We start from the raw sequence: 22,867 nt of genomic DNA, 5'->3' as shown, positions 1-22,867 counted from the left end.
ATAAGGCCAGTTCCTACTATGAACGTACAGATGCCACGCCATGTCTGGCTATGCCGTTCCTGCGCGCCAGGAGGGAGTAAAGCAAGGGCCTGCTCCGCGTATTCAGTGGCCTGAAAAAATTGTCCTGAGCGCCAGCAGCTCAGGGCGTGGAAGACGGCAATCAAACCAAGAGAGGCCTGATCATCTTGCTTACGCCAGCTATCCTCAGCTATGTGTAGTAGCCTTTCTACGCGCTGGTTGACAGTAGCAGGGATGGAGGCCTCTTCCGGGAGCATACGGAGCGAAAGCGCGGCCAGCCAGCAGAGCATTGGATGGGCATGCAATATCTTCTCTGGCAACGACTCAAGCCAACGGCGCACCGTGTACTGCTCGCTGATCTCGCCGCCCTTGCCTCCACGCTCGATCAGCCTGGCTGCGTACTCAAAATCAGGAGCCTGCAAGGCCGCCTCTATCGCCTCCTCAAACATCTCATGTTGCTCATACCAACGGCTCGCTCGCTGCAATAGAGCCTGTAATTCAGCTTCGCCCAGACGCCGGATGGCCTCCCGGCGCAAAGCCTCGGCTACCAGCGCGTGAAAGCGGTACCAACCTCCCTGACCGGGCAATGCTTCCAGAAACAATCCGGCCAGGGCCATAGTCTCAAGGCGCGCAGCATTATCCCCTTTGCCCAGGATAGCATCGCAGAGCGGAGCACTTAGACGACTAAGAGCGCTCGTTTGCAAAAGAAAGTGCTGCAAATCTTGCGGCTGCCCATCAAGAATCTCGGTTATAAAATAGTCAAGCAGGGGTTGATAGAGAGATGCTAAATGAGCCTGCTCATCTGAGCCCCCATTAGTCGGCATATCTAGAGCTCCCAGCTTTAGCGGACCTTGTGAGGCCGCCAGTTGGGAGCGCTCGCTCGCCCCCTCTTGCTTGTGATCCGCCGTAGGGTGCTGCACTAGAGAGGCAAGGGCACGTTCGAGCTCTTGCGGCGAGTTCTGGCCAGTAAGGGAGAAAGAGAGCAAACGTAGACCCGCCACCCAGCCTTGCAGGGAAGCAGTAAGTTGCCTGAGAGTTGCATCGGAAAGCTGAACAGAGAAAGCGCGCCGAGCAAAGATAGTTGTTTCCGCCGCAGAGAAACGCAAGTCGGCTGTACGCAATTCGGCAAGCTCCCCTCTGGCACGCCAGTGTAGCAGAGGCAGAGGCGGCTCGCTACGTGAGAGGAGCAGGACATGAAACGTTGCCGGAAGATAGTTGAGGAAGAAGGTCAGCGTCTCATGGATAGCCGGTTCCTCAATAACGTGATAATCATCAAGGACGAGTAATCCTTCCTCTGGCCGTTGGGCAAGTGTATTGAGCAAGGGAGTCAGGGCTGTTTGTGGCGACTTGGCGACGAAGGGAGGTTGGGTGGCTTCGCGCAGGCGCGCTAGCGTTTCATGCCCCAGACGCGGCTGGAAGGCCTGGCAAGCCGTGATAATTGAACGCCAGAAGCGAATCAGATCATTCTCATCTCTATCGAGCGAGACCCAGGCCAGCGAGCTTGACCAGTTGCACGCCTGTCGCTCGTGTAGCCACTGATTGACGATGGTAGTTTTGCCAAAGCCAGCGGGGGCCACAAGCAGGGTAAGCTTGCGCTCCAGTGCGCTATCCAGGCGAGCCAGCAGGCGTGGCCGCGCAACCAGCGAAGAGGGGAGGCGCGGAGGCTGCAATTTCGGCAGGAGCAGTGCGGTGGAATGAGCAGCGCGCGACTCTGCTCTTTCTGGCTCCTGTGCTGCTGCTGGGCTAAGTTCCAATCGATTGAGGATACTAGCGGCCTCCTCCAGGCTCGCTATGCTTACATTACCCGCACTTCCCAGATAGCGTTTAACGGTGCGCCGGCCCACTGTGTGATATGCATACCAGTATCCCGAACCTCGGCGGCGCGTTTCTTTGATAACCGATAACCTACCTTCTTGCCCCTGAAAAGCAAAGGAGGTATGCGTTTCTAGAAAATGAACCCAGGCGGGCCCGCCTTCTCGCGCAAAGCGTTGTGCAGCATCTCCATTCCTGGTCAGCTCGTAGCACTGGCTTTCCGCTAACCAGCGCAGCACATATGTTGGTAATTTCGGCATACCATCCTCTCCGCTTACACTTTTCACACCCAACTCCCCCAAACATCCCTCGTGTGAATATAGCAGAGCCAGGTGTGTCTCGCAAGCAGAACGTTTCTCACAAAGAGATCTGACACCTTTCTGCTAGCGCAAAGCCTACTATTGCCTCTTATTCTCCTGAATTACTACTAAAGCGAGTTCTCTTCACTAAGTATACGAATAAATGCGTAAGTGCCCCCATACAGCGATAATAGCTCCATTTTCCTCTTGACAAACCAAGCAATCATACCCTATACTATTACCGATAGCTGATCAGTGAATAATCATTGAACGGATATTAATCAGTGAGTTATTCGAAATAATGGGTGTTAAACAACGTCGGGAGCGGGAAAAGCAAGAGTTGCGGCAGAAATTTCTTGCTGCAGCCCGGCAGATTGCTGCCGAGGAAGGTTGGCAGTCGGTCACCACACGGAAAGTGGCTGAGCGCGTAGAATATAGCCAATCTACTCTTTACGAATATTTTGAGAATAAGGAGGCAATTCTGCTCGCGCTCTTACGCTCAGGCTATGAGCAAATGGTGGTAGAGATGCAGGTAGCCTTTGCCTCAACTGATGATCCCGAAGCGCGCCTGCTCGCTATGACCGAGGCTTACTGGGATTTTGCCTTTCGTGCCCCTGAGTTGTATCAGGTGATGCATGGATTAGCCGGGATTTCTTATGGTGTGTATGGACATCCTGATACCCCGGTCGAGGTCAAACAAAGTTTTGCCCTGGCACGCGAAGCCCTTCAGCAATGGGCTGAGGCCAAGGGAGTTCAGGTGCCAGAGCTCAGAGACCTGGTGGAAGCTCGGCGGGGCCTGATTCATGGGCTTATTACCCTGGGTATGGCGAATCGTATCGCTGGAGGAGCGGATCGCATCAAACATATCCTGCAAGAGACGATGAAAGATCTGCTCTACGCCTGGATATATCGTCCACGTGGATAAGCGTCCTATATTTTCTTCCAAATTTATATTGGTTTCATCATTACTGTTTTTCACTGATGGCTGCTTCCTTTGAACACAGCATGAAAGGTGGGTACATAAGGCTTCCCAACGTGGCTCACCAATCCATCGCTTAATAAGGTGAGTCCGAAGTAGCAACGACAGGAAGATAGTTTCTGATGACTGCAGCTGCCAGTGCCCAGATTTCACATTTGTTCCCATCTTTCTGCTTCGTCACTTGACTATCATTTATTTTCCAGAGGAGGAAAAACATGCTTATCACCAGAGATGGCAACAAGGTAACGTTGATTAACGTCTTTGATACCAAACCCGAGCAGCAACAGGCGCTCGTCGATCAGTGGATTGAATTCACTGAGGAGATAAAAGATGAAGCCGGCTTCATAGGCGCTGCCCTGCATAAAAGTACTGACGGCACCCGCGTCATTAACTACGCCCACTGGCAAACCGATACCAACTTCGAAGACTTTCTCAAGAGACATGGCGAAGACTTCAATCGTTTTAATCAGAACGCCACTCAGATCGATCCCCATACCTATGAGGTAGTTTATCTCTACGAGCGAGCTAATAGTTAAGCGGCAATCGATGGGCGTAGAAGGATGAGTATGCCACAGAGGCCGGTTCGATCTGGCCTCTGATGAGACAAAGCATTTCTCATAAGTAGTGCTTGAGCTCTAAGGGCCAGAGCTAGGTTGGTTTCCTGGCCCTTAGTCGCGCCTTTCAGGTCGCGAGCTATTCACCCTTTTGTCGCTTGCCCAAAACGTGAGCACAGGTCACTTTTTATAGCGAAAAGGCTGCAAAAATCAGGGCAAATCAGCAATCTCATAGCGCTCCGCAGCCTTTTCCCGCAACTTCTCATACACCTTTCACAGCAGGGACTTACCTATCCCAGTGGCAAAACTGGATCTAGCTGCTGGCAAGGTATACGGAAGCAACTGCCGGCTATTGTTTATTTCAGGAGGATACCTGATGATCACCTCGGTGAGTAAGCCAGAAACCCAGGGCATACAGAAGCAGCACCTTGCATTTGTCCTCCTGTGTCTGGCTCGTTTCATGGTTATTCTTGATGCCTCAATCGTGAATGTTGCGCTGCCATCGATGCAGCACGACTTTGGCCTTTCAACTGCCGATCTGCAATGGGTCGTAAGTATCTACTCGCTCACCTTCGGCAGCTTTCTGCTATTAAGTGGGCGGGCCGGAGATCTTTTTGGCCGCCGTAGGCTCTTTATGGGCGGGCTGGCACTGTTCTCACTGTCATCTCTAGCCGGAGGATTTGCCCCTTCGGGAATCTGGTTTATTGTGATCCGCGGCATTCAAGGTCTGGGAGCGGCTCTGGTGGCACCCACAACCCTTTCTCTGATCACAACTCTCTTTGAAGAAGGGCCGGAGCGCAATCGTGCGTTTGGCATTACCGGCTCGATCAGCTCTCTAGGCTTTGCGATAGGTGCTTTGCTGGGAGGACTACTTGTGGCTGGTCCCGGCTGGCGTTGGGTCATGTTTGTCAACGTCCCGGTCGGTCTGCTGGCGCTCATACTCACACCGATATTCTTGCCCGAGACTACCACGCCTACAGAGCACAAACATATCGATGTGCTTGGCGCGTTCCTGGTGACGGCAGGCCTGGTGGCGCTGGTCTATCTGCTGGCCGAAGGAAACCATCTGGGCTGGATCTCGGGGCCCGAACTGCTTTTATTGCTGCTGAGCGTCCTTTTTCTGCTGGCCTTTGTCCTGGTAGAAAGGCGTTCACGTGAGCCGCTGGTCAATCTCAGTATCTTTCGCCTGCGCAATCTGACTGGTGGAAACATAGTAAATTTCTTTACGGCAGCTACCTTTGTCCCTCTTCTGTTTATTCTGACCCTCTATATGCAGCAAACCCTCCACTATTCTGCGCTGGCTACTGGCCTGGCATTTCTCCCTATGGCTCTAACGTTGATGATCATATCCAATATCGTCTCGCGCCAGATTGCGCGCGTCGGTGTGCTCTGGTTGATGATAGGGGGACTGCTCATCGTCATGCTGGGGCTTTTTCTGTTGACGAGAATCAGTGCGGGGAGCAGCTATATAGGTATCGTGCTCCCAGGAATACTCTTCCTGGCCGCGGGCTTTGGTTGCGTTATGCCAGGAATTTTTGTCGCCGCAACAAGTAAGGTCGCTTCCGATGAACAGGGATTGGCCTCCGGGCTCATCAATACCAGCCAGCAGATCGGGGGCAGCGTGGGTATGGCCCTGGTTTCTACGGCGATTGGCGCTCGCTCTGCAGTTCTCCTCCAGACAAGCTCTCATGGCCTGCAGAATATTCAAAATGCCCTGGTTGGAGGCTTTCAAGCCGGAGTGTTTGTCTGCATAGGCTCTGCGTTCCTGGCAGCCCTACTGGCCCTCTTGACACTGTACGAGCACAAAACTCCAGCGCAGCCCGCGCAATTGCCAGAGGCCAAACACTGCCATTGCGCACGCCCGGTCGCCATTACACTACCTACCCAACCACTTAGCGAAATATCTCAATAAGCTGCTAATTCCCCTCTTTCGAGAGGGAATGCGCGAATAAAGGAGGCAAATTATGGGCAAATTTTCCCCGGAGGAAATCGCTTATTTACAGAGTCAACGCTTTGGTAGACTAGCTACGGTTAGTCCAACTGGCGAGCTCCATGTTGTGCCGGTGACCTTTCGCTACAATCCTGAACATGAGAGCATCGATATTGGCGGGGAAACCTTGATACACACGAAGAAGTATCGCGACTCGGTACGTCACGGACGCGCGGCCTTTGTCGTTGATGATATGTTATCCCCAGGCAAGATGCGCATGGTTGAGGTACGCGGGACTGTGGAGGGGTTAGCAACAGGAGGAAAAGAAATTTTGGAGTATTTTGCTCCAGAGATATTGCGTATTACTCCTACCCGCATAATTTCCTTTGGTTTGAGTAACGACGACTCACCAGCGGGAGAGGCACGATCGGCGATTTCCAGCCGCAAAGTTGGCTAAGGGCAGATATTCCAGGTCAAGGCTAACTTAGCTCTGCACCTGGAATCCGCTCGCTGCTTTACCTGATTTTCGCCAGGGCTCTTACCGGAAACGTGCCGACCCCTTTAAATTTGGGCGGAAGAGCGCTGAAGGTAAAGCCCTCATCGGGCAACAGTTCCAGGCCTCGCAAGTGCTCAACAATCAGAATTTCTTCCTTGAGCAGGAGCGAATGCACTGGCCTGCTTTTTCCCCGGGTGTCATCAATATTCACTGAGTCAATACCGACGAGCTTGACGCCACAAGCAACCAGATAGCGGGCAGCATCTTCCGTCAGGTGGGGGTGCTGCTCAAAATATTTCTCGGTTGTCCAGTATTGATCCCAGCCACTATGCACAAGTACAGCTCTTCCTCTCAGCTCCTTGCCCTGGAAAAAGCTGGCATCAATGTCCAGCGTCTCATGGTAGTTTGCGCGAACTACAATCCCTTCCAGATCAGTGAGCCGCTCAAGACCTACCTCTGACAGATCCTTCCCATCAGCATAGCGATGGAAAGGACAATCCAAATATGTGCCTGTGTTAGAAACCATCTCAATTTTGCCAATCTGGAACGTTGTTCCTTCGGCATAAGTCTTTCGCGATTCTTCCCGGCTGAGATAATCACAGATTATCGGCGCCGGAAGACCTTTATAGGTCACCAGGCCATGCTCGATTGTATGGCTCAGGTCTATGAGATGGGCTGTACCAGATGCTTCATCGATAGGTCTACGCTTGTGCTTCTCCTCTATAATCTGTTTATTCAGGATCTTAACGCTGCCAACCATCAGTAAGCGCATATCCTGCACTAGATAATCGGCCAATGCCTGATCGGAGATCGTTTCTCCGGCGATATCCAGGCGAAAATCCTTTCCCTGAATTCCCCCACCATTGGTAAATGCTATTTCAAAATCAAACAGTACTCGCTTATCCATGGCTTTTTTCACTCCTTGATTGTCTCAAACTCTCTGAGAAGTCTTCTGTAGCGTAAGAGAAGTTGGACAGTACGTCAAGCAGGGTATCTACAGAGAGCCTGGCAAGAACTATGCCTCTAAAGCACACCAAGAACAAAGGGTGAGGAGACGACCGGGCCATATAGGTGGTAGTCTATGATAGGCATATGAAATGCCCATGCAATAACTACTATCTTTGCTCAAGAAGGCATGGAGGGAAACTATGAGCATTATTCCAGAACAAGATCTAGACATGTTGAAGACAAAAGCACTTGCCCATATCGCTACGCTTGGACCTGGTGGCGAGCCGCAAAATACACCAATCTGGTTTGAGTGGGATGGTACATATATCAAGTTCAGCCTTACGAAAAGTCGGCAGAAGTTCCGCAATGTGCAGCGTGACCCCAGGGTCGCCCTCTCTATCGCTGATCCCAGCAATCCCTACCACTACCTGGAGATCCGTGGCAAAGTCGAACACATCGAAGACGATACCGACAAGGCGTTTGTCGATACTCTTGCCGAAAAATATCTGGGGACAAAATATCCCTACGAGCCGCCAGAGATACAGCGGGTCATTATTTATGTCAAACCCGAGCATATTACACGTAAGGACTGATGAACATGTGACGCTCTCTGCAGAGAGTCTACCCCAATATATCTTCTCCTCTTTGAGATGCTGGAATGCTTCACTGGTCCACACCTGCAACTTCACGGAAAGCTTACGCTATTTGACCATTGATGAGCTTTTCACCTGCAGGCGTGGCGGCGATCTCACCAGGTAGCGGGCTGGCTAGCGCTTGACATTAACATTGATGTCAATGTGTATAGTTATGGGCGGTAGCTGTGAAAGTCTGCCTGACATCAGGATACCAGGTATTCTCAAGCATTGAGAGTGCCTGGCCCTTCTCTCTATTAGACTGAGAAAGGCAAAGAGGAGAAAGCATAATGGGCGTTCTATCTACGCAAGAGCAAACTTTGTTAAAAACGCAGGTAAAAGCACTAGCCAGTATGGCCACGCTTGGCCCGCAGGGTGAACCGCATAATTCGCCGCTCTGGTTCGAATGGGACGGGACCTATATCAAATTCAGCTTAACGTCAACGCGGCAGAAGTTCCGCAATGTGCAGCGCGATCCCAGGGTAGCTCTTTCAATCATTGATCCTAACGATTCCTATCACTACCTGGAGATTCGTGGCAAAGTTGCGCGCATTGAAGACGATACTGACACGACTTTTGTGAATACCCTGGCCAGAAAATATCTGGGCACAGACGCTCCTGAAAATGTGCTTAAGGAGCAACGCATCACTGTCTACGTCCTCCCACAGCGCATTTTTTCTGTACTTGCCCGCTAGGAAGTTTATGGGCAGGTCCTGACTTGTATACAACCTGCCCTGCTATATTCATTGGTTCATCCGCTGGCAAAGTGTTTCCCATTTACACACCTCTCTTAGCGGGCCAGCAGTGCGATTAGCCCCTCTGCAAGCGTTCTACGCCAGCTCAAATATTCATGACCGCCACTGAACTCGGCATAGTGAACTGGATATCCTTTTGCCTCCAGGACAGCGCGCAGATGCTGATTAACAACCATTTCTTCAGTCTCTAGCCGGCCCACGTCCAGGTAAAAGGACAACTTAAGCTTTTCGTGCAGGGCAAATTGCTTCGTGAGCCATTCAGGCTCCTTTAGTTTTTGCCGGACCTCCTGCGGATCGCCACCTATCTCGTCAGTTGGCGCCCACCAGAACGCTCCAGATTGGGAAAGTACCTTGCCAAATGTTGTGGGTGCCGAGAAGGCGGCAAAAGCTGCAGCCAATCCCCCGTAGCTCGAACCCGCCACAATCGTCTGATCAGGATCAGCAGTAATAGCATATCGCTCGCCAAGCCAGGGCAGCATTTCCTGAGTTAAGAACTTGACAAACGGAAGGTAGCAAGGCAGTTCTCGGTTGCGCCGTTCAGAGGGAAACGTATCAACAAGCACGGCGATCAGGGGCGGAATGCGCCCCTCAGCTATCAGGTTATCCAAAATAGTCGGTGTTGGGATTGGATCGAGATAATTCAAGCCGTCAAAGAGGACGAGCAGATGATAGGGACTAAGCTCCGGAAGGTATTCAGGCGGGGTATATACCCAGATGCGACGCTCGTTTTCCAGAATTGCGCTCCGCAGGCGATACGGCTCTACCTTCCCGGCTCTTCTGCCTGGCCAGACTGTGATCCATGCCTCGGGAGCAGCTCCAGGAAGCTCAAGGACGGAATAGTGCAGATCCAGGTCATCAGGGTCCTCTTCGTCTCTGGGAATGCTATAGCACAGTGGATTGAGAGGATCTAGGTAGCGTGTTGCCATCCAGGCCATCCAATCGGGTCGCTCCTCTTCCTCAATCAGCGCATCATTGGGCGAAAAGAGATAGCCAACGCGTACAGCGATAGGCACTTGATATGTTTTGTACCACAGGTCAGTGTGAGCAAGATGTATCATTTGATTATTGGCGATACGCCGCTTCCCAAAATAGTCGCTGAGCGGGCTAATAAGCACCACATTGTCAGTCTCTTCGTTGGCACGCCACAGAAACGTGACAAGGCAGCGCTGCTCATCATGCTCAATAGGCTCAATTAGAGGAGTTTCCTGGAGACTCATTTCGCGCCAGAAAGCGGACAAGGCTGTAGTGTTTCCAGCTTCAAGAGCTGACTGCAAAGCGGCCAGGCGTGGGCTTATGAGGGCTTCATACTTTTCCATGATAAGTTTCCCTTCAGAAAAAAGGCAGACAGATATGCTAGATAAGAGAAGAGTTATCGTAATTTTCTAGCATGGCTCAGGAATAGATAGGACTATTCCTGGAAGGCCGTCAGAACTTGCAGCGTCTCTCGCTGGACCAACACTCTCAGGCGTGCTGTACTGGTCACTGAGATGAAGCTAAAGCGAATCACTTCCTGGCCAGCATAGTTCACCACGGCATCAGGTTCCGTAATATGACGTGGATACACAGTGATAAACTTTTGCAGCGACGGATTGGACCAGCACACTACGTCATCCAGCGTGTTCAAGCGAGGTCCGCAGATAGGGCAATCTGAACGCAGCCAAAACTTCTGGGGAAGGGGAAATGATCCCTCACCTGGACTCACTATCCGCACCTGAGCAGATGATCCACAACACGAGCATGTTTCATATCCCATCTGCAGCGCCTGGCTGAAATGGGTAATCAGGCTTCGCATCGTACGCTTAAGTGCAGGCCGCGCAGAACGTACTTCCCCAAGGTGAGTTATACCATTGCTATCGAGGGCATCGAGACCGAAGCGAGGCCAGCACTGTGGGCAGCGCAAGCGGAAGTTGATGTTTCCCTGCCCACAAGACTCAAAAGCGCTCAGTAACCGATGCTGTCCGCATAAATGGCACCATAGACGCGTCTGGCGCCAGGTCAAAAGCGTTTCCTGAGCAGAAAGCAAGCCAAAATCAATGGCCTCTGCTTGCAGATCATTGCAAAGCACCTGACGTAGAGATCCGCGCGCACGGTGCAGGCGAGACTCCAAAGCGCTGATTGTAATACCTAAGCGAAGCGCCAGTTCCCGTTGAGGAACCTCCACAAGATAATGGGCTTCCAATATCTGGCGAGCTTCCGCAGGTAATAAGCTCAAAGCGCGCTCAAGGAGCGCATTCAAGGCCTGGCTATCATACTCCTCAGCAGGATCACAGCCGCTAGAATGAGAACTATCTAAGGCAAGGGCCAGGTCGCCTTCGGGATGTTCGGCGAAAAGCTTCTCATGCAATGGCTGCCTACGATGATACTGGTAGGCAGCATTACGACAAATACGGTCTAGCCACGCATCAAAACGCTCTGGAGAGCGCAGATGATCCAAATGCTGCCACGCAGCGACCAAGGCTTCTTGTACTACATCCTCAACAGCATTAGAGGGAACGCCAGTGGCCTGGGCAAGACGGCAAAGCCGTGGATATGCCGTTGCGATACGCTCCTCTAGCTGGGCAGTAAGGGAAGCTTGAGGGATAGTGTGAGTTGTGCATAGAGCAAAATGTTCCTGGTTCTGATTCGCTCTGGAATGCGGAAAGCGACTGGACAAAGTAGGTAAACCTCCTTATAGTCTTTCTCCTTTAGATGCTCCAGAACCTGACAACCCTGCGCATTTTTTCTGCTAACTCAATAATCTATTATAGTAGAAACGACTTTGCCTCTTGCCTGGCATGGTACGCTTGTCGAGAAGTTAGCCACCACCAACCATCGTAACGATTTCCAGGCGTTGACCTTCCATCAGCAGCGTTTTATCAAGTACATTGCGTGGCACAATCGCGCCATCCAGCTGCGCCACTACATATTCGGGCCGAATATGCAACGTCGCTAAAAAGTGTGCAATGCTACAGCCAGCCTCGATCGTATGTGGCTGACCATTGGCAATAATCGTGATGGCCTCACTCGCTTCCTGAGCCTTCTCGCTCATCTTGTCCCTTTCCGTTATTCTCTAAGCTTCGATGAATAGCTGCCCGCAAGGAGCCGACAGCTTGCTCAATATCCTCTGCCGCCAGGATCGCGGAGATAACCGCAATACCAGAGGCCCCGGCTTCTATAGCCTGCTTCGCATTCAGATGGGTAATGCCTCCAATTGCCAGTAATGGGAGATTGGGTACACAATCCCTGATCGAGCGAAGCAGGGCGGGACCGGCAGGCAAATCCCCAGGATGCGAGGCCGAAGGAAAGATGGTCCCAGCCAGCAAAAAATCAACTCCATCGGCAGTTGCCTGTAGCGCCTCTCGTGTAGTGTGAATCGAGGCTCCGAGTAAATAGCGCTCGCCAACAAGCCGGCGTACCGTGCCAGGGGGCAGGCTGCGCACACCTAGCTGAAAACCGTCAGCGCCACACGCCAGCCCGACGTCAATGCGATCATTGACGATAAAGGTGGCGTTATAGCGTTGGCACAAGGCACACAGCGTCAGGCCAAGTTTATAGAGCTCGCGTGCACTCTGCCCATGCCCACGCAACTGCAGCATAGTCACCCCTGCGGCTAACGCTCCGTCTACCTTTTCATAGAGATTAGTTATGTCTGGATCGGTCACCAGGCACAAAACCGGATAGGTTAGTTGCAGCTTACTCATTACAACTCATCTTCCTGAAGCCTCTCTACTTCACCATGTCGGGAAGGCCCTACAGCTCAAGAGATCGAGAATATACTCACCACCGCATCCTGCAGCTACTATAAGGATCGGCCTTCAGGCATTTACCAGATTGAAGCATTTGGTGCTTAACTGGCGGTTACGGCCAGGTCACTGGTCGGGCTACTAGCCGAGGCGTATGGCTGACGAGGTATACGACCGGCCAGATAGCTGGCCCGGCCAGCCTCTACACCAAGTTTCATAGCACGCGCCATCTGCAAAGGATCTTTGGCCTGCGCCACCGCTGTATTGATCAAACAAGCAGCGGCCCCTAATTCCATAGCCAGCGCGGCATCTGATGGCGCTCCTATACCTGCGTCTACCACAACCGGAACACGTGCCTGCTCAATAATAATCTGGATCTGGGGGAGATTCAGCAAGCCTTGCCCAGAACCAATCGGTGAGCCCAGCGGCATAACCGTGACAGCCCCAGCATCTTGCAGGTGCAGCGCAAGTACGGGATCAGCGTTGATATAGGGCAAGACGTCGAAGCCTTCGGCGACAAGAATTCTAGTAGCCTCCAGGGTAGCCAGAGGATCGGGCAGCAGGTAGCGAGGATCAGGGATAACTTCTAATTTAACCCAGCGCGGCAATCCCATAGCGGCGGCAAGGCGGGCGGTCTGCACAGCCTCTTCGGCAGTTTTGCAACCAGCGGTATTGGGCAGAATCACATAGCGAGCAGGATCAATATAATCAAGCAATCCCGGCTCCTGGGGCCGCGAGAGATCAAGGCGGCGCAAGGCTACAGTAATAATTTGAGCTCCACTTGCCGCCAAAGACGCTTGCATCTCCTCAAAACTACGATACTTTCCAGTTCCCAGCAACAAGCGCGACTGAAACTCACGTTCGCCAATTTTCAGGTTATCTTCCATCTCTTCTTCGCCTTTCTAAACGAGCACGTTTCAAGTTGCTTCGGTGAATACAAACTGAAGATCTGCTTACAGTTTGACGAGCTATCTACCTTGCCGGTCAGACCTTTACTAACCATAGCAGCGATCGCAATATGCCAATAAAAGGGGAGGGAAGAGACGCAGGCTCGTAAAAGAGTAATAGAAGGGCTGAAGAGCTGATTTCGTCGCAACAATGCGGTCTGATAGTAATTCATAACGGCTGCATTCCCTTCGCTGGCATTATCCAGATCAGGTTCACAAAAGGGTCCCCACACATAACGGTGGCGTTCTCAGCCTGGCTGCACCAGGCTCCCCTAGCACACGTTGACAGTTAGTATTTTATAAGATCTATTGTCTCTGAGATCTATTTGCCCTTAGCAAGCTTGAGAGGGAAGCTTCTTATCTCTTCTTAAACTTTTACTTGCAGATCAAAGCAGAGCAAACAAACATCTCACATAATAATTATAACCTACATGACTCGCTCTATACAACTGGCCTGGCGCATCCAACAGCTTGAAGTTTCCGTTGCTTGCTCAGCCATTGTAGTGGTTGAGCAAGCAAAGAGATTCAGGCCGACATGCCAGTCTCAATCCAGCGGCGCAGAAGCTCAAGGCGCTCTTCAGGCCATTCCTCGTCGCAGGGCATTGAACCATCTTCTATGCGTTCGAGGATGTTCTGCGCATTTGCGCGTACATCCTCATATTTCCAGAGGTCAAACACATAATCCATGGCATCTCGATCATCTTCGCGAAATAGCGGCTTGATATCCCGCTCAAAGCTGGGTGCATCACCAGCGGTTGCCATTAACGCACTCCTTTCCCAAAGTACAAAATGTTATAAAACAATATAACTCTAACAGCTTTTTCCTGGCAAAAAGCCTTTATGAGTTTTGCACAAATCCTCCCAAATAGAGGATAGTATAGTATAGCACGCCTCTGTAGACGGGACGTTTTGGCTTGCCCGTTCGTTTCAAGAGAAGAGGTTAGTCATAAATTAATCAAGCAAGGATAGTAAGGACTATGGTAACAGAACGACAGGCGCTCCTTCAGCGTTACTCGCAGGCCTATGATGAGGTTCGCCAGGCACTAGAGACGTTTCCGCGTCAGGCCTGGCACTTTAAACCCGCCCCACATGAATGGAGCATCCATGAAATCATTATTCATCTCGCCGATGCCGAGGCCAACGGTTTTATCCGCATACGCAAAGCAATTGCCGAACCGGGCTCTACAGTCGGTCTCTATGACCAGGAGCAGTTTGCTGAGCAGCTTCATTACCCTGAACAAAGCCCTGAAGATGCCCTCAATCTCTTCAGCTTACTGCGACTCACGACGTATCAATTGCTCACGCTCTTGCCAGAAAGTAGCTGGCGCAATACGGTCAAGCATCCCGAAAATGGTGAGCTGAGCCTCGACGATTTGCTACAAACATATACTGAACATACGCTTGTGCATATCGCCCAGATGCGCAACAACGTTCAACTCTGGGAAGCGCAGCGAAACGCCTGATCCTTCCCTCTTGATGCGATAGACCCATATTTGACCTATCATGCCTATCGTATTAACGCAAAGCTCATGAGGCAGTTAGCAACTCGCTAGCTGTCTCTTTATGCCCCTTGAGAGATACACACATGCCCATATTTCAAGCCAGTGCGGCAACTTTGCCAGATAGTTTCCCTTGACAATATCTCCCAGATGTTCTATTATGGACTCATCGAGTCTATAATAGTAAGGCGAGAACTAAAATAGGTGAAAGCAAGCAGAGGTGGTCTGCAAGGCGGCCTGTATTTCGTGGCTTCTCTTATCACATATTTTTTTCTCAGCATTATAGATATCTAGAGTCTATAAAGTCTTTAAAAAGGAGAGGATAGTAAACTATGATGATTGATTGTGCAATTATCGGCGGCGGACCGGCGGGTTTAAATGCTGCGCTTGTGCTGGGTCGAGCCAAAAGAAGTGTGATAGTTTTTGACGCCAATCAGCCAAGAAATGCTGTAACGCAGGAGTCGCATGGCTTTTTGACGCGCGATGGAGTAAAGCCTGACGAGTTCAGAGCTCTTGCCCACCAGGAAATCAGCAAATATCCCTCGGCAACATTCCAGCAGGGCCTCGTCACAGCTGTACATAAGCAGGAGAACTCTTTTGAAATTGTCGTTGCTGGCCAGCCAGCATACCAGGCCAGGACCGTGATCCTTGCTACAGGCTTGAAAGAGACGCTCCCTGAGATAGAGGGCATTCATGACTTTTATGGGAAAAGCCTGTTTAGCTGCCCATATTGCGACGGTTGGGAGCTCAGGGATCGGCCTCTGATCGCCATCGCTGAGGAGCACGCTTTCCACGCGAAGCTCATATGGAATTGGAGCCGAGATCTCGTTATATGCACAAATGGGCATCAAATTCTGACAGACGAGCAAAAAGAAGCGCTGCGCAAAAAAGAGATACAGGTTATAGAGGACCCAATTAGAGCACTGGTTGGCAAGAATGGACAGCTGGAACGAGTAATTTTTGCCAATCAGAGAGAGATTCAACGCGAAGGAGGCTTTGTCTTCACACACTTATTCCAGGCTACCCCCATTGGTGCGGAGCTTGGCTGTGAGATGAACGCGCAAGGTGGAATCGTCATTGATCAGCTTGGCAGGACTAGCGTTCCGGGCGTCTATGCTGCCGGTGATACCTCGCTTGATGCGCCCGCGCAACTCATTATCGCGGCGGCGGCAGGAAGTAGGGCCGGAGCTGGCGTGAATGCGGATTTAGTCGAAAATGACTTTCGCTAAACCGGGCCGCTAAATTTTATGCTAATTGTTTTTCATACAGGATCACCTCAAGAGGTTGATAGCTCCCCCTATCAACCTCCTGCTGGTAGATATCCCGACCAACTTCGTGATAGCCGTTTTTTTCGTAAAGCCGCTGGGCCGCGGTCTGCAGAATCGAGGTATCAAGATGCAAGATCCGATAGCCGAGAGCACGCGCACGGGCTTCGAGCGCTTCTAGAATGCGCTGGCCATAGCCGCGACCCTGATAGTCAGGATGGACACGCATGCGCTTGATCTCGGCCCGCTCTATACCTGTGCGCTTCAAGGCCCCTATAGCAACAAGAAGACCATCGCATTCTCCTACCAGAAATTCTCCCCCATTCTTGAGATAGGCTTCCTCAATAGCATAGACATCATCATCCCAGGAACCTCGACCAAGATAGGCTCCGGTCTGCTGAATAACAGAAATATGCAAATGCTCGACAGCTTCCTGATCCGCAGAAGTGTAACTGCGCAATCTCAACATAAAACTTTTCCCTTTCACACACTAGCTCGGCCAGTACCCGCGAAAATTGGCGCCGGGTCTATCTGGCAAGCTAGTTCATGGCAAAAATCGGAAGGCGACGAGCCGCCTATCTCTGGTCGGGCTTAGAGAATAAAGAGAATATACCTGGCTGCACACTCCTCAGGAGTTGCAAAGGCGCTGGCCCCGAAGAGTTGATAGCGCAGGCAGTCACCCGGACGCAAATCATAGGTTTGTCCATTTACGTTCACCGCCAATTGCCCCTCAAGCAGAACCATATAGTGTTCCAGCCCCAGGCGCGGCGGGCTGTCATAGGTGAGGCGCGTACCCGTGGCAATTTCACACTCAAGCACCTCGGCCGCCAACGTTTGCGTCGGCGGAGATACCAGGCGTCTCTTAAACCCGATGGCCGGATCTTGCCAGATCGCCTGCCTGTCTCGACGGATAAGAGGCACAAAGTCATCCTCAATCATGCGCATCAGTCGCGACATTGTAAGATTGTAAGCGGCACATAGCTTGCTCAGGACGCTGGTCGTAGGGCTCACTTCAGCATTCTCAAGGCGGGAAAGCGTAGCCCGGCTTACGCCACTGCGCCTGGCAAGCTCATCTAGCGACCAGCCTCGTTCAGCCCGCAAATCCTTGAGGCGCTGAGCAATCTGCCGATCCATAGATATGCTATACCCATCAGTACTTTCCATATATGGGATTATATCTCGAATATGGGAATATGTCAAGATGCCCAGCACGCCAAAAGTTCTCGCAGTCCTCTGCATAACAAATCAGAAAGCAGAGCATATGATGATAAAGTTCGCTGCCATGAACCAGGGTCAGCCAAAATTCAAGGGAAACGCAAGATAGAAGAAGCTTTGTTCTTCCTAGCATGCTACAATGCTCAAAGTGATCAGGATTGATGCCTTCACAAGATCCGGCAAAAGCTGCAACAAGATAGCGATGAAGCAATTTGAGCGTTTCTTCAATACTTTGTTAGCTGCAAAAACAGACGTGCAGGAGCATTAGTATGGATATTGTTTTCTCCAGTACCACGCAACTGGCCGCCGCAATTCGCGCGGGCCACGTTTCAGCCACCGAAGTGCTAAAGGCCCATCTGTCCCAGATCGAGGCCTATAATCCTACGCTAAATGCCGTCATTACTATTGATGCCGAGGACGCATATGCACGCGCCAGGCAAGCCGACGAAGCCCTGGCGCGTGGCGAGTATTGGGGACCGTTACACGGTGTGCCGTTTACCCTGAAAGATGCCCTGGCGACGAAGGGTATGCGCACGACCACCGGCTTCCCACCGCTGGCCAATTATATTCCAGAGGTAGATAGCACAGTCGCAGCGCGCCTCAAAGCTGCAGGCGGTATCCTGCTTGGCAAAACAAACGTGGCTATGCTGCTTGCAGATTATCAGTCCGCCAATCCCATCTTTCAGCGTACAAACAATCCCTGGAATGTCGAACGCACAGCGGGTGGCTCCAGTGGCGGAGCAGCTGCAGCCCTGGCTGCCGGAATGACGCCTTTTGAAATCGGCACCGATCTTTCTGCTTCGATCCGCATTCCGGCGCATTTTTGTGGCGTCGCAGGTCTGAAGCCAACCGAACAGCGCGTTCCTCTCACCGGTTTAATCCCTGGCCTGCCAGGGCCGCGGCCTGTACGCATCATGTCCTGCATTGGACCCATGGCCCGAACCGTCGAGGACCTGGCCCTTCTCTATGGCATCATCGCCGGGCCTGACGGACAGGATATCGAGGTTGCGCCCGTGCCAATTGAAGGGATCCCTCAGCTTGAGCTCAAGCATTTGCGGGTGGCTGTAGCATCCACATTTCCAGGCATCCCTGTCGCTACAGAGATTCGCGCCGCCGTTGAGGAGTTGGCCAGGCAGCTCACGCCTCTATGCGCTACGGTTGAAGAAACCAGCCTGCCTCACAGCAATCTCCAGCAGGATCTGGCAAGGGCCGGAGAGCTGATTGGTATGATGGTTGGCGCCTTCGAGAAGCACGAGCAGAAACCTCCCACGTCTTTAGCTCACTATCTGGAGGCGCTTCACCTGCGTGATCAGTCTATTCTTGCCTGGGAGCAATTCTTTGCAAAGTGGGATGTGCTGCTCTGTCCCCCCTCAATGGTAACCGCGTTTCCACACTGCGAACCCGGCACGCCATTACAGGTTGATGGCCAGGAAACCTCATATTATATGACCGCCGCGCATGGCACGCTCTTCAACTACACAGGGCACCCAGCCATCGTGCTCCCCTATAAACAGGATCGGGACGGCTTGCCTATTGGCATACAAATCGTTGGAAAGCGGTGGAGCGAATCCCGTTTGCTGGCAACGGCCAGAGCCATTACAGAAGTGACCGGCGCATTCCAAAGACCGCCCGGTTACTAATCAGCTTTTGCTCATGCCTCCATCCCCACATTGATTGTTGCGTGAGCAGTTCTGATCTGGCCAGGCTGGCAGAATTAAGCATAACTCAATAAGAGCAAGATAAGAGAAGTTCTTGCCGATCATCTGTTCTAAAATGTGTTTACTAGCTGCTGGCAAAGGACTTCTGTGCTCCAAGAACCCGTGAAATAGTCTTGACTTGTTTACAAAAGAAGGTGCAGTAGCCGGATCTTGCCAGAGCCTACAAGTTAACGCTCATGCAAATGGAGGAAGAAGCAAATGATAGCGCAAAGACTACAGCTCCCAGGGGTAACACTCTAACACGAAATACGGGGCTCGGGTCCAGTATTGCTAATGATCGCTGGCGGAGGTACCGATGCTGGCGTCTTCGAGGATATCGCAGATCTCCTTGCTCAAGACTACACAGTTGTTACCTATGATCCACGCGGCAATTCGCGCAGCCCACTCGATGGGCCAGCAGTAGATCAGCAGATCGAGGTACACAGCGAGGATGCGAAGCGACTATTGGAAACTGTTGCCAGCGGCCCGGCGGCTGTCTTCGGCACCAGTTCAGGAGCTATTGTGGCCCTTGATTTAATTGCCCGCCATCCCTCTCTAGTATCAAGGCTAGTGGCCCATGAGCCGCCCCTACTCGAACTTCTCCCGGACGCGGCCAGATGGCGCGCTTTCCATGACGATGTATACGATACCTATCGCCGTGAGGGCGCCATGATAGCTATGCAAAAGTGGATCGCTGGAGTTGGATTGGACGCTACTGTGCCGTCCGAAGCAGAATTACCGCCTCGTGTTGCCGAGGCGATGCAGAGAATGGCTGGCAATATGGAACTTTTCCTCGCTCATGAGCTTCTGCCGTTCACCCGCTATGTTCCTGATGTGGCCCGACTTTCGAGGCATAAAGATCGTATCGTGCTCGCAGTCGGCAATGATACCCGCAACAATTTGGCCGGCCAGCTTGTCTATCGTCCAGCGGCCCTATTAGCAGAACGTTTCGGCACACAGATCAGCGATTTTCCCGGCGACCATGGGGGCTACGGAGCCCATGCAGCCGAATTCGCTGTGAAATTACGCGAGGTCCTGAAATGAGGACGAAGCGGGAGTTGTAAAAACCCCACAGTACTGGCTATCTGCCCCTCTTTAGAGTATATACTTAGAAAGCCTAGTTTACTTTAAGGAGGGCGTTATGCCATTAGCTGCGCTTGGTTTAGTCCTTACTGCTGCCGTGATGCATGCTATCTGGAACCTGATGGTGAAGCAGGCCAGGCTGAAGCAAGTCTTTATCTGGTGGGGAGTGATCATTGGAACGCTTATTTACAGCGTAGTGCCAATTTTTGGCCCGCAGTTGCCAGCTCAAGCCTGGCCCTATGTGATCAGCAGTGCCATCATGGAAGCGTTATACTATATCACTTTAACCTGGGCCTACAACATTGATGATTTCTCCCTCGTCTATCCTCTTGCGCGCGGCACTGCGCCCGCCCTCTTAGCGCTCTGGGCTACCCTCTTCCTGCAGGAGCCGCCGCGACCGGCCGGGCTGGTAGGTATCGGGCTACTGGTGCTGGGCTTGATTATCGTTGGGGGTAGCTCTATCTGGGGGCGTCTGGGCAAGGCTAGCTTTAGCACAAAAGGCATTCTCGTCGCTCTGGCTACCGCCGTCTGTATTTCAATTTATAGCGCCATCGATGGTGCTGCCGTCCGTTTTGTGCCACCCGCACCCTACACCGTACTGGTGCTCGGCCTGTCAGGTCTCTTCTTTACGCCTGTCATCCTCTGGCGCTATGGCCGACGCGCTATTACTACCGAGTGGAAAGTAAACTGGCTGCGCATCATTCTCGTGGCCATCCTTATGCTGCTGACCTATCTGCTTGTCCTCTACGCCTACGCAATGGGCAATGTGAGTTACGCAGGGGCCATCAGAGAAGTTAGCGTTGTGTTTGGTGCGTTTCTTGGCTGGCGCCTGTTGGGCGAAGGTTTAGGGCGCTGGCGCCTGATAGGAGCGGTTTTTATCTTCGCAGGCATTCTTACCATCGCCATCCTGGGATAAGCTGGAAGAGATGCGAATTCTTAAAAGGCTGCACATGCTAAGTTGATAAGGCGCGATTTTTCAGGGATAACAGCTTTAACCATGGGCCAGATCATCTTTTCCCGTTACCGCTTTTTCAGCTCCCCAAGAGAATAAGTTGTAGGCCGGCGCAACTCGCCAGGCAAGTATCGAGAGATACAGGAGCCGAACGTTGTTTATGGCTTCGATAAAGTCAGGGTAAATTTGGACAATGCGGTTCAAAACAGGCTTTCTTCGTTCCTTGAAGGATCTCATTTCTTGTATTTTGAAGGAGAGTAGTATGAAAGAATTTCAAGTCGCTGGAAGAACCTTCAGCGGTTATCTGGCCCTTCCCAAACAGAGCAGCGGACCAGGAGTGCTAGTTCTACATGCCTGGTGGGGCCTGACAAAGCCGTTCCAGCAGGTTTGTGATCGGCTCGCGGAAGCTGGCTTCGTGGCCCTTGCGCCCGACCTCTACCAGGGTAAGACAGCCACAACGATTGAGGATGCGAAATCATTCGCCTCAGCGCTGAATCAAGATGAGGAGCGAGTCATTGCTGACATAACAGGAGCAGTGCAGTTTCTTCACCAGCACAATGCGCCCCATCTTTCAGGCAATAGTGGTAAACTTGGGCTCATCGGCTTCTCATTGGGAGGTGGCTATGCGTTCGATACATCCGTCAACCTGGCCGGGGATATCGCCGCCGTCGTAAGCTTTTATGCCACTTATCCAGGGCTAGACTATAGCCGCGCTCAGGCCGCATACCTCTGCCACTTTGCGGAGGATGACCCCTTTGAGCCAGCAGAGTCGGTAGCACAGATGGTACAGGAGTTGCAGGCCACAGGCAGATCAGTCACTAGCTATACGTATCCGGGAACCAAACACTGGTTTTTTGAGGAGAATCGCCCTGAGTATGATGCCTTGGCTGCGCGTCTTGCCTGGGAGCGCACAATTGCATTCTTGCATGAGCGGCTTGATTAAGCGATCTTATAGTATGAGAGCACAGCCCTGATGCACTGTTCTCGACTTTCTGAGAGGGCGAGTCAGTGAAAGAAAGAACAGCGCTAGCATGCGACAAAAGCCCTAGCCAAAAACAGGGCTCACGCTAGTCGCATGCCTCGGGTTCTGGCAAAAACCCAGGGGTTGCTAACCAGTCTTCTATCCTTGAATAAAAACCATCCCGCAAGAAGAGGTGAAAGCTATTAAAATGTTTTCTGCGCCCACAGACGATGCAGGCGAACCTGGCAACTGAAGCTATCACTATAGATCTCTTCCATGATTCGCGCATAGAGCACAGCTAATTCTTCTTTTGTGGCTATGCCCTGGCTGGAGATAAAAGGATCTGACAATTTGAGCAGGGTGGTCCAATTCTCGCAGGTTGGCTTATGGGCCGGAGTGCCGGCGGAACAATCGACCTCAAATGACTCCTGGCCTACCTCCTTAAAACCGGCCTTGGCAAGTAAATCTGGCAGGGCCGCAATCAGGCCCAGGGAAATGCCCTCGCCAGGAAAACCATAACCTGCCTGCCGCATGGCCTGAGCGCCTAAAAGCTGGTGCTGGTAGAGTGAGGGGCTATTCGAGCTTCCCATATCATCAGTTTCTACACAGCAGATGCTTCCTCCTGGGCGAAGAAGGCGCAGGCACTCGGCAAACAAAGCAGGCCAATCGGAAGTTTTCATCAAGGCAACAAGAAAACGTGCGTGGATCAGATCGAAAGAACCAGCAGGAAAATCAAGCGGAAGCTCATGCACATCCATCACACGAAAATGCACATTGCTGCGTTTCTGCTCCTGAGCACACATCTGTGCATAATTGACCATGATCTGCGAGATATCGATCCCCTCGATCTGTACAGAAGGCTGCAGTTTACCCATTTCGAGAGCCCACTCTCCTGGCCCACAACATATATCGAGGATACGATGCAGATCTTCCTGCTTGATTCCTGCGGGAAGCAGGTCCGTCGCCTCTGTGACCTGACGAGCCTGTTTAATGAGGCGAGCCATCTCCGCAACATTTTCGGCGTCCATAATATACGATGCGTGCTTGTATTCCATAACGTCCTCCTTGACTTCTCCGGGCCCTCAACAGCTCCCGTATGTATG

General features: G+C 51.9%; 23 protein-coding genes, 1 pseudogene and 1 riboswitch. Of the genes and pseudogenes, 12 read left to right on the top strand and 12 right to left on the bottom strand.

From position 1 onward, the window contains the following. Positions 1–533: 533 nt before the first annotated feature. Positions 534–842 (bottom strand): annotated as a pseudogene (locus tag EPA93_RS51325) (winged helix-turn-helix domain-containing protein); the annotation flags it as partial. A gap of 1,588 nt (positions 843–2,430) precedes the next feature. Here EPA93_RS51325 and EPA93_RS11885 point away from each other — a divergent pair. The 4 genes from EPA93_RS11885 (at position 2,431) to EPA93_RS11870 (ending at position 6,049) form a co-directional block, all read left to right on the top strand. Beyond that, entirely contained in the window at positions 2,431–3,054 is a 624-nt protein-coding gene (locus EPA93_RS11885) for a TetR/AcrR family transcriptional regulator (RefSeq protein ID WP_129887661.1), read from the top strand. A gap of 269 nt (positions 3,055–3,323) precedes the next feature. Further along, positions 3,324–3,644, top strand: coding sequence for an antibiotic biosynthesis monooxygenase family protein (locus EPA93_RS11880; protein ID WP_129887659.1), 321 nt, complete (start codon positions 3,324–3,326; stop codon positions 3,642–3,644). A gap of 394 nt (positions 3,645–4,038) precedes the next feature. After that, positions 4,039–5,574: an MFS transporter gene (locus EPA93_RS11875; protein ID WP_129887658.1), complete on the top strand. Its 1,536-nt coding sequence runs from the start codon at positions 4,039–4,041 to the stop codon at positions 5,572–5,574. A 52-nt stretch (positions 5,575–5,626) separates the two neighbouring features. Further along, positions 5,627–6,049 carry a PPOX class F420-dependent oxidoreductase gene (locus tag EPA93_RS11870; RefSeq protein ID WP_129887656.1) on the top strand — a complete coding sequence of 141 codons (423 nt, stop codon included), beginning with the start codon at positions 5,627–5,629 and terminating at the stop codon, positions 6,047–6,049. Positions 6,050–6,107: 58 nt separating this feature from the next. Here EPA93_RS11870 and EPA93_RS11865 read toward each other — a convergent pair whose 3' ends face one another. Further along, positions 6,108–6,995: a cyclase family protein gene (locus EPA93_RS11865; RefSeq protein ID WP_129887654.1), complete on the bottom strand. Its 888-nt coding sequence runs from the start codon at positions 6,993–6,995 to the stop codon at positions 6,108–6,110. A 241-nt stretch (positions 6,996–7,236) separates the two neighbouring features. On the opposite strand from EPA93_RS11865, the gene EPA93_RS11860 reads away from it, so the two are divergent. Together EPA93_RS11860 and EPA93_RS11855 are read left to right on the top strand one after the other, a co-directional pair. Then, positions 7,237–7,629 (top strand): PPOX class F420-dependent oxidoreductase, encoded by a 393-nt coding sequence (locus EPA93_RS11860; protein WP_129887652.1) that lies wholly within the window; start codon positions 7,237–7,239, stop codon positions 7,627–7,629. Between the two features lie 329 nt (positions 7,630–7,958). Continuing rightward, positions 7,959–8,363, top strand: a complete 405-nt coding sequence (locus tag EPA93_RS11855; RefSeq protein WP_129887650.1) for a PPOX class F420-dependent oxidoreductase — start codon at positions 7,959–7,961, stop codon at positions 8,361–8,363. A gap of 95 nt (positions 8,364–8,458) precedes the next feature. On the opposite strand, the gene fes is transcribed toward EPA93_RS11855, so the two are convergent. The 6 genes from fes to EPA93_RS11825 all read right to left on the bottom strand — a co-directional run bounded on the left by fes (position 8,459) and on the right by EPA93_RS11825 (position 13,854). Next, positions 8,459–9,739: an enterochelin esterase gene (fes, locus tag EPA93_RS11850; protein WP_129887648.1), complete on the bottom strand. Its 1,281-nt coding sequence runs from the start codon at positions 9,737–9,739 to the stop codon at positions 8,459–8,461. A 92-nt stretch (positions 9,740–9,831) separates the two neighbouring features. Further along, positions 9,832–11,076, bottom strand: a complete 1,245-nt coding sequence (locus EPA93_RS11845; RefSeq protein WP_129887646.1) for an RNA polymerase sigma factor — start codon at positions 11,074–11,076, stop codon at positions 9,832–9,834. 141 nt (positions 11,077–11,217) lie between these two features. Beyond that, positions 11,218–11,451 (bottom strand): sulfur carrier protein ThiS, encoded by a 234-nt coding sequence (gene thiS, locus EPA93_RS11840; protein WP_129887644.1) that lies wholly within the window; start codon positions 11,449–11,451, stop codon positions 11,218–11,220. Beyond that, a complete protein-coding gene (gene thiE, locus EPA93_RS11835; protein ID WP_129887642.1) occupies positions 11,423–12,103 on the bottom strand; it encodes a thiamine phosphate synthase in 681 nt (226 codons plus the stop codon). Before thiE ends, thiS begins: the two co-directional genes overlap by 29 nt. 146 nt (positions 12,104–12,249) lie before the next feature. Continuing rightward, positions 12,250–13,032 carry a thiazole synthase gene (locus EPA93_RS11830; RefSeq protein ID WP_129887640.1) on the bottom strand — a complete coding sequence of 261 codons (783 nt, stop codon included), beginning with the start codon at positions 13,030–13,032 and terminating at the stop codon, positions 12,250–12,252. 226 nt (positions 13,033–13,258) lie between these two features. Continuing rightward, positions 13,259–13,376: riboswitch (TPP riboswitch) on the bottom strand. Between the two features lie 241 nt (positions 13,377–13,617). Continuing rightward, positions 13,618–13,854, bottom strand: a complete 237-nt coding sequence (locus tag EPA93_RS11825; RefSeq protein ID WP_129887638.1) for a hypothetical protein — start codon at positions 13,852–13,854, stop codon at positions 13,618–13,620. A gap of 215 nt (positions 13,855–14,069) precedes the next feature. On the opposite strand from EPA93_RS11825, the gene EPA93_RS11820 reads away from it, so the two are divergent. Both EPA93_RS11820 and EPA93_RS11815 read left to right on the top strand, forming a co-directional pair. Continuing rightward, positions 14,070–14,555 (top strand): DinB family protein, encoded by a 486-nt coding sequence (locus tag EPA93_RS11820; RefSeq protein WP_129887636.1) that lies wholly within the window; start codon positions 14,070–14,072, stop codon positions 14,553–14,555. A 368-nt stretch (positions 14,556–14,923) separates the two neighbouring features. After that, entirely contained in the window at positions 14,924–15,820 is an 897-nt protein-coding gene (locus tag EPA93_RS11815; RefSeq protein ID WP_129887634.1) for an NAD(P)/FAD-dependent oxidoreductase, read from the top strand. Positions 15,821–15,836: 16 nt separating this feature from the next. On the opposite strand, the gene EPA93_RS11810 is transcribed toward EPA93_RS11815, so the two are convergent. Together EPA93_RS11810 and EPA93_RS11805 are read right to left on the bottom strand one after the other, a co-directional pair. Continuing rightward, on the bottom strand, positions 15,837–16,325 hold the full coding sequence (locus EPA93_RS11810) for a GNAT family N-acetyltransferase (protein WP_129887632.1): 489 nt from the start codon (positions 16,323–16,325) through the stop codon (positions 15,837–15,839). A 122-nt stretch (positions 16,326–16,447) separates the two neighbouring features. Then, positions 16,448–17,020 carry a helix-turn-helix domain-containing protein gene (locus EPA93_RS11805; protein ID WP_129887630.1) on the bottom strand — a complete coding sequence of 191 codons (573 nt, stop codon included), beginning with the start codon at positions 17,018–17,020 and terminating at the stop codon, positions 16,448–16,450. Positions 17,021–17,340: 320 nt separating this feature from the next. Here EPA93_RS11805 and EPA93_RS11800 point away from each other — a divergent pair, with 320 nt between their 5' ends. The 3 genes from EPA93_RS11800 (at position 17,341) to EPA93_RS11790 (ending at position 20,767) form a co-directional block, all read left to right on the top strand. Next, complete coding sequence (locus EPA93_RS11800) at positions 17,341–18,711, top strand: amidase (RefSeq protein WP_129887628.1); 1,371 nt, start codon at positions 17,341–17,343, stop codon at positions 18,709–18,711. Positions 18,712–19,062: 351 nt separating this feature from the next. Then, positions 19,063–19,812, top strand: coding sequence for an alpha/beta fold hydrolase (locus EPA93_RS11795; RefSeq protein ID WP_207229513.1), 750 nt, complete (start codon positions 19,063–19,065; stop codon positions 19,810–19,812). A 97-nt stretch (positions 19,813–19,909) separates the two neighbouring features. Then, on the top strand, positions 19,910–20,767 hold the full coding sequence (locus tag EPA93_RS11790; protein WP_129887626.1) for an EamA family transporter: 858 nt from the start codon (positions 19,910–19,912) through the stop codon (positions 20,765–20,767). A gap of 75 nt (positions 20,768–20,842) precedes the next feature. Here EPA93_RS11790 and EPA93_RS48310 read toward each other — a convergent pair whose 3' ends face one another. Continuing rightward, positions 20,843–21,007, bottom strand: a complete 165-nt coding sequence (locus EPA93_RS48310; protein ID WP_165423042.1) for a hypothetical protein — start codon at positions 21,005–21,007, stop codon at positions 20,843–20,845. A gap of 58 nt (positions 21,008–21,065) precedes the next feature. Here EPA93_RS48310 and EPA93_RS11785 point away from each other — a divergent pair, with 58 nt between their 5' ends. Further along, positions 21,066–21,746: a dienelactone hydrolase family protein gene (locus EPA93_RS11785; protein WP_129887624.1), complete on the top strand. Its 681-nt coding sequence runs from the start codon at positions 21,066–21,068 to the stop codon at positions 21,744–21,746. A gap of 221 nt (positions 21,747–21,967) precedes the next feature. Here EPA93_RS11785 and EPA93_RS11780 read toward each other — a convergent pair whose 3' ends face one another. Next, entirely contained in the window at positions 21,968–22,819 is an 852-nt protein-coding gene (locus tag EPA93_RS11780) for a class I SAM-dependent methyltransferase (protein WP_129887622.1), read from the bottom strand. Between the last annotated feature and the right edge of the window lie 48 nt (positions 22,820–22,867).

Source organism: Ktedonosporobacter rubrisoli (assembly GCF_004208415.1).
GTDB lineage: Bacteria > Chloroflexota > Ktedonobacteria > Ktedonobacterales > Ktedonobacteraceae > Ktedonosporobacter > Ktedonosporobacter rubrisoli.
This window is presented reverse-complemented; position numbering and strand designations above follow the sequence as displayed.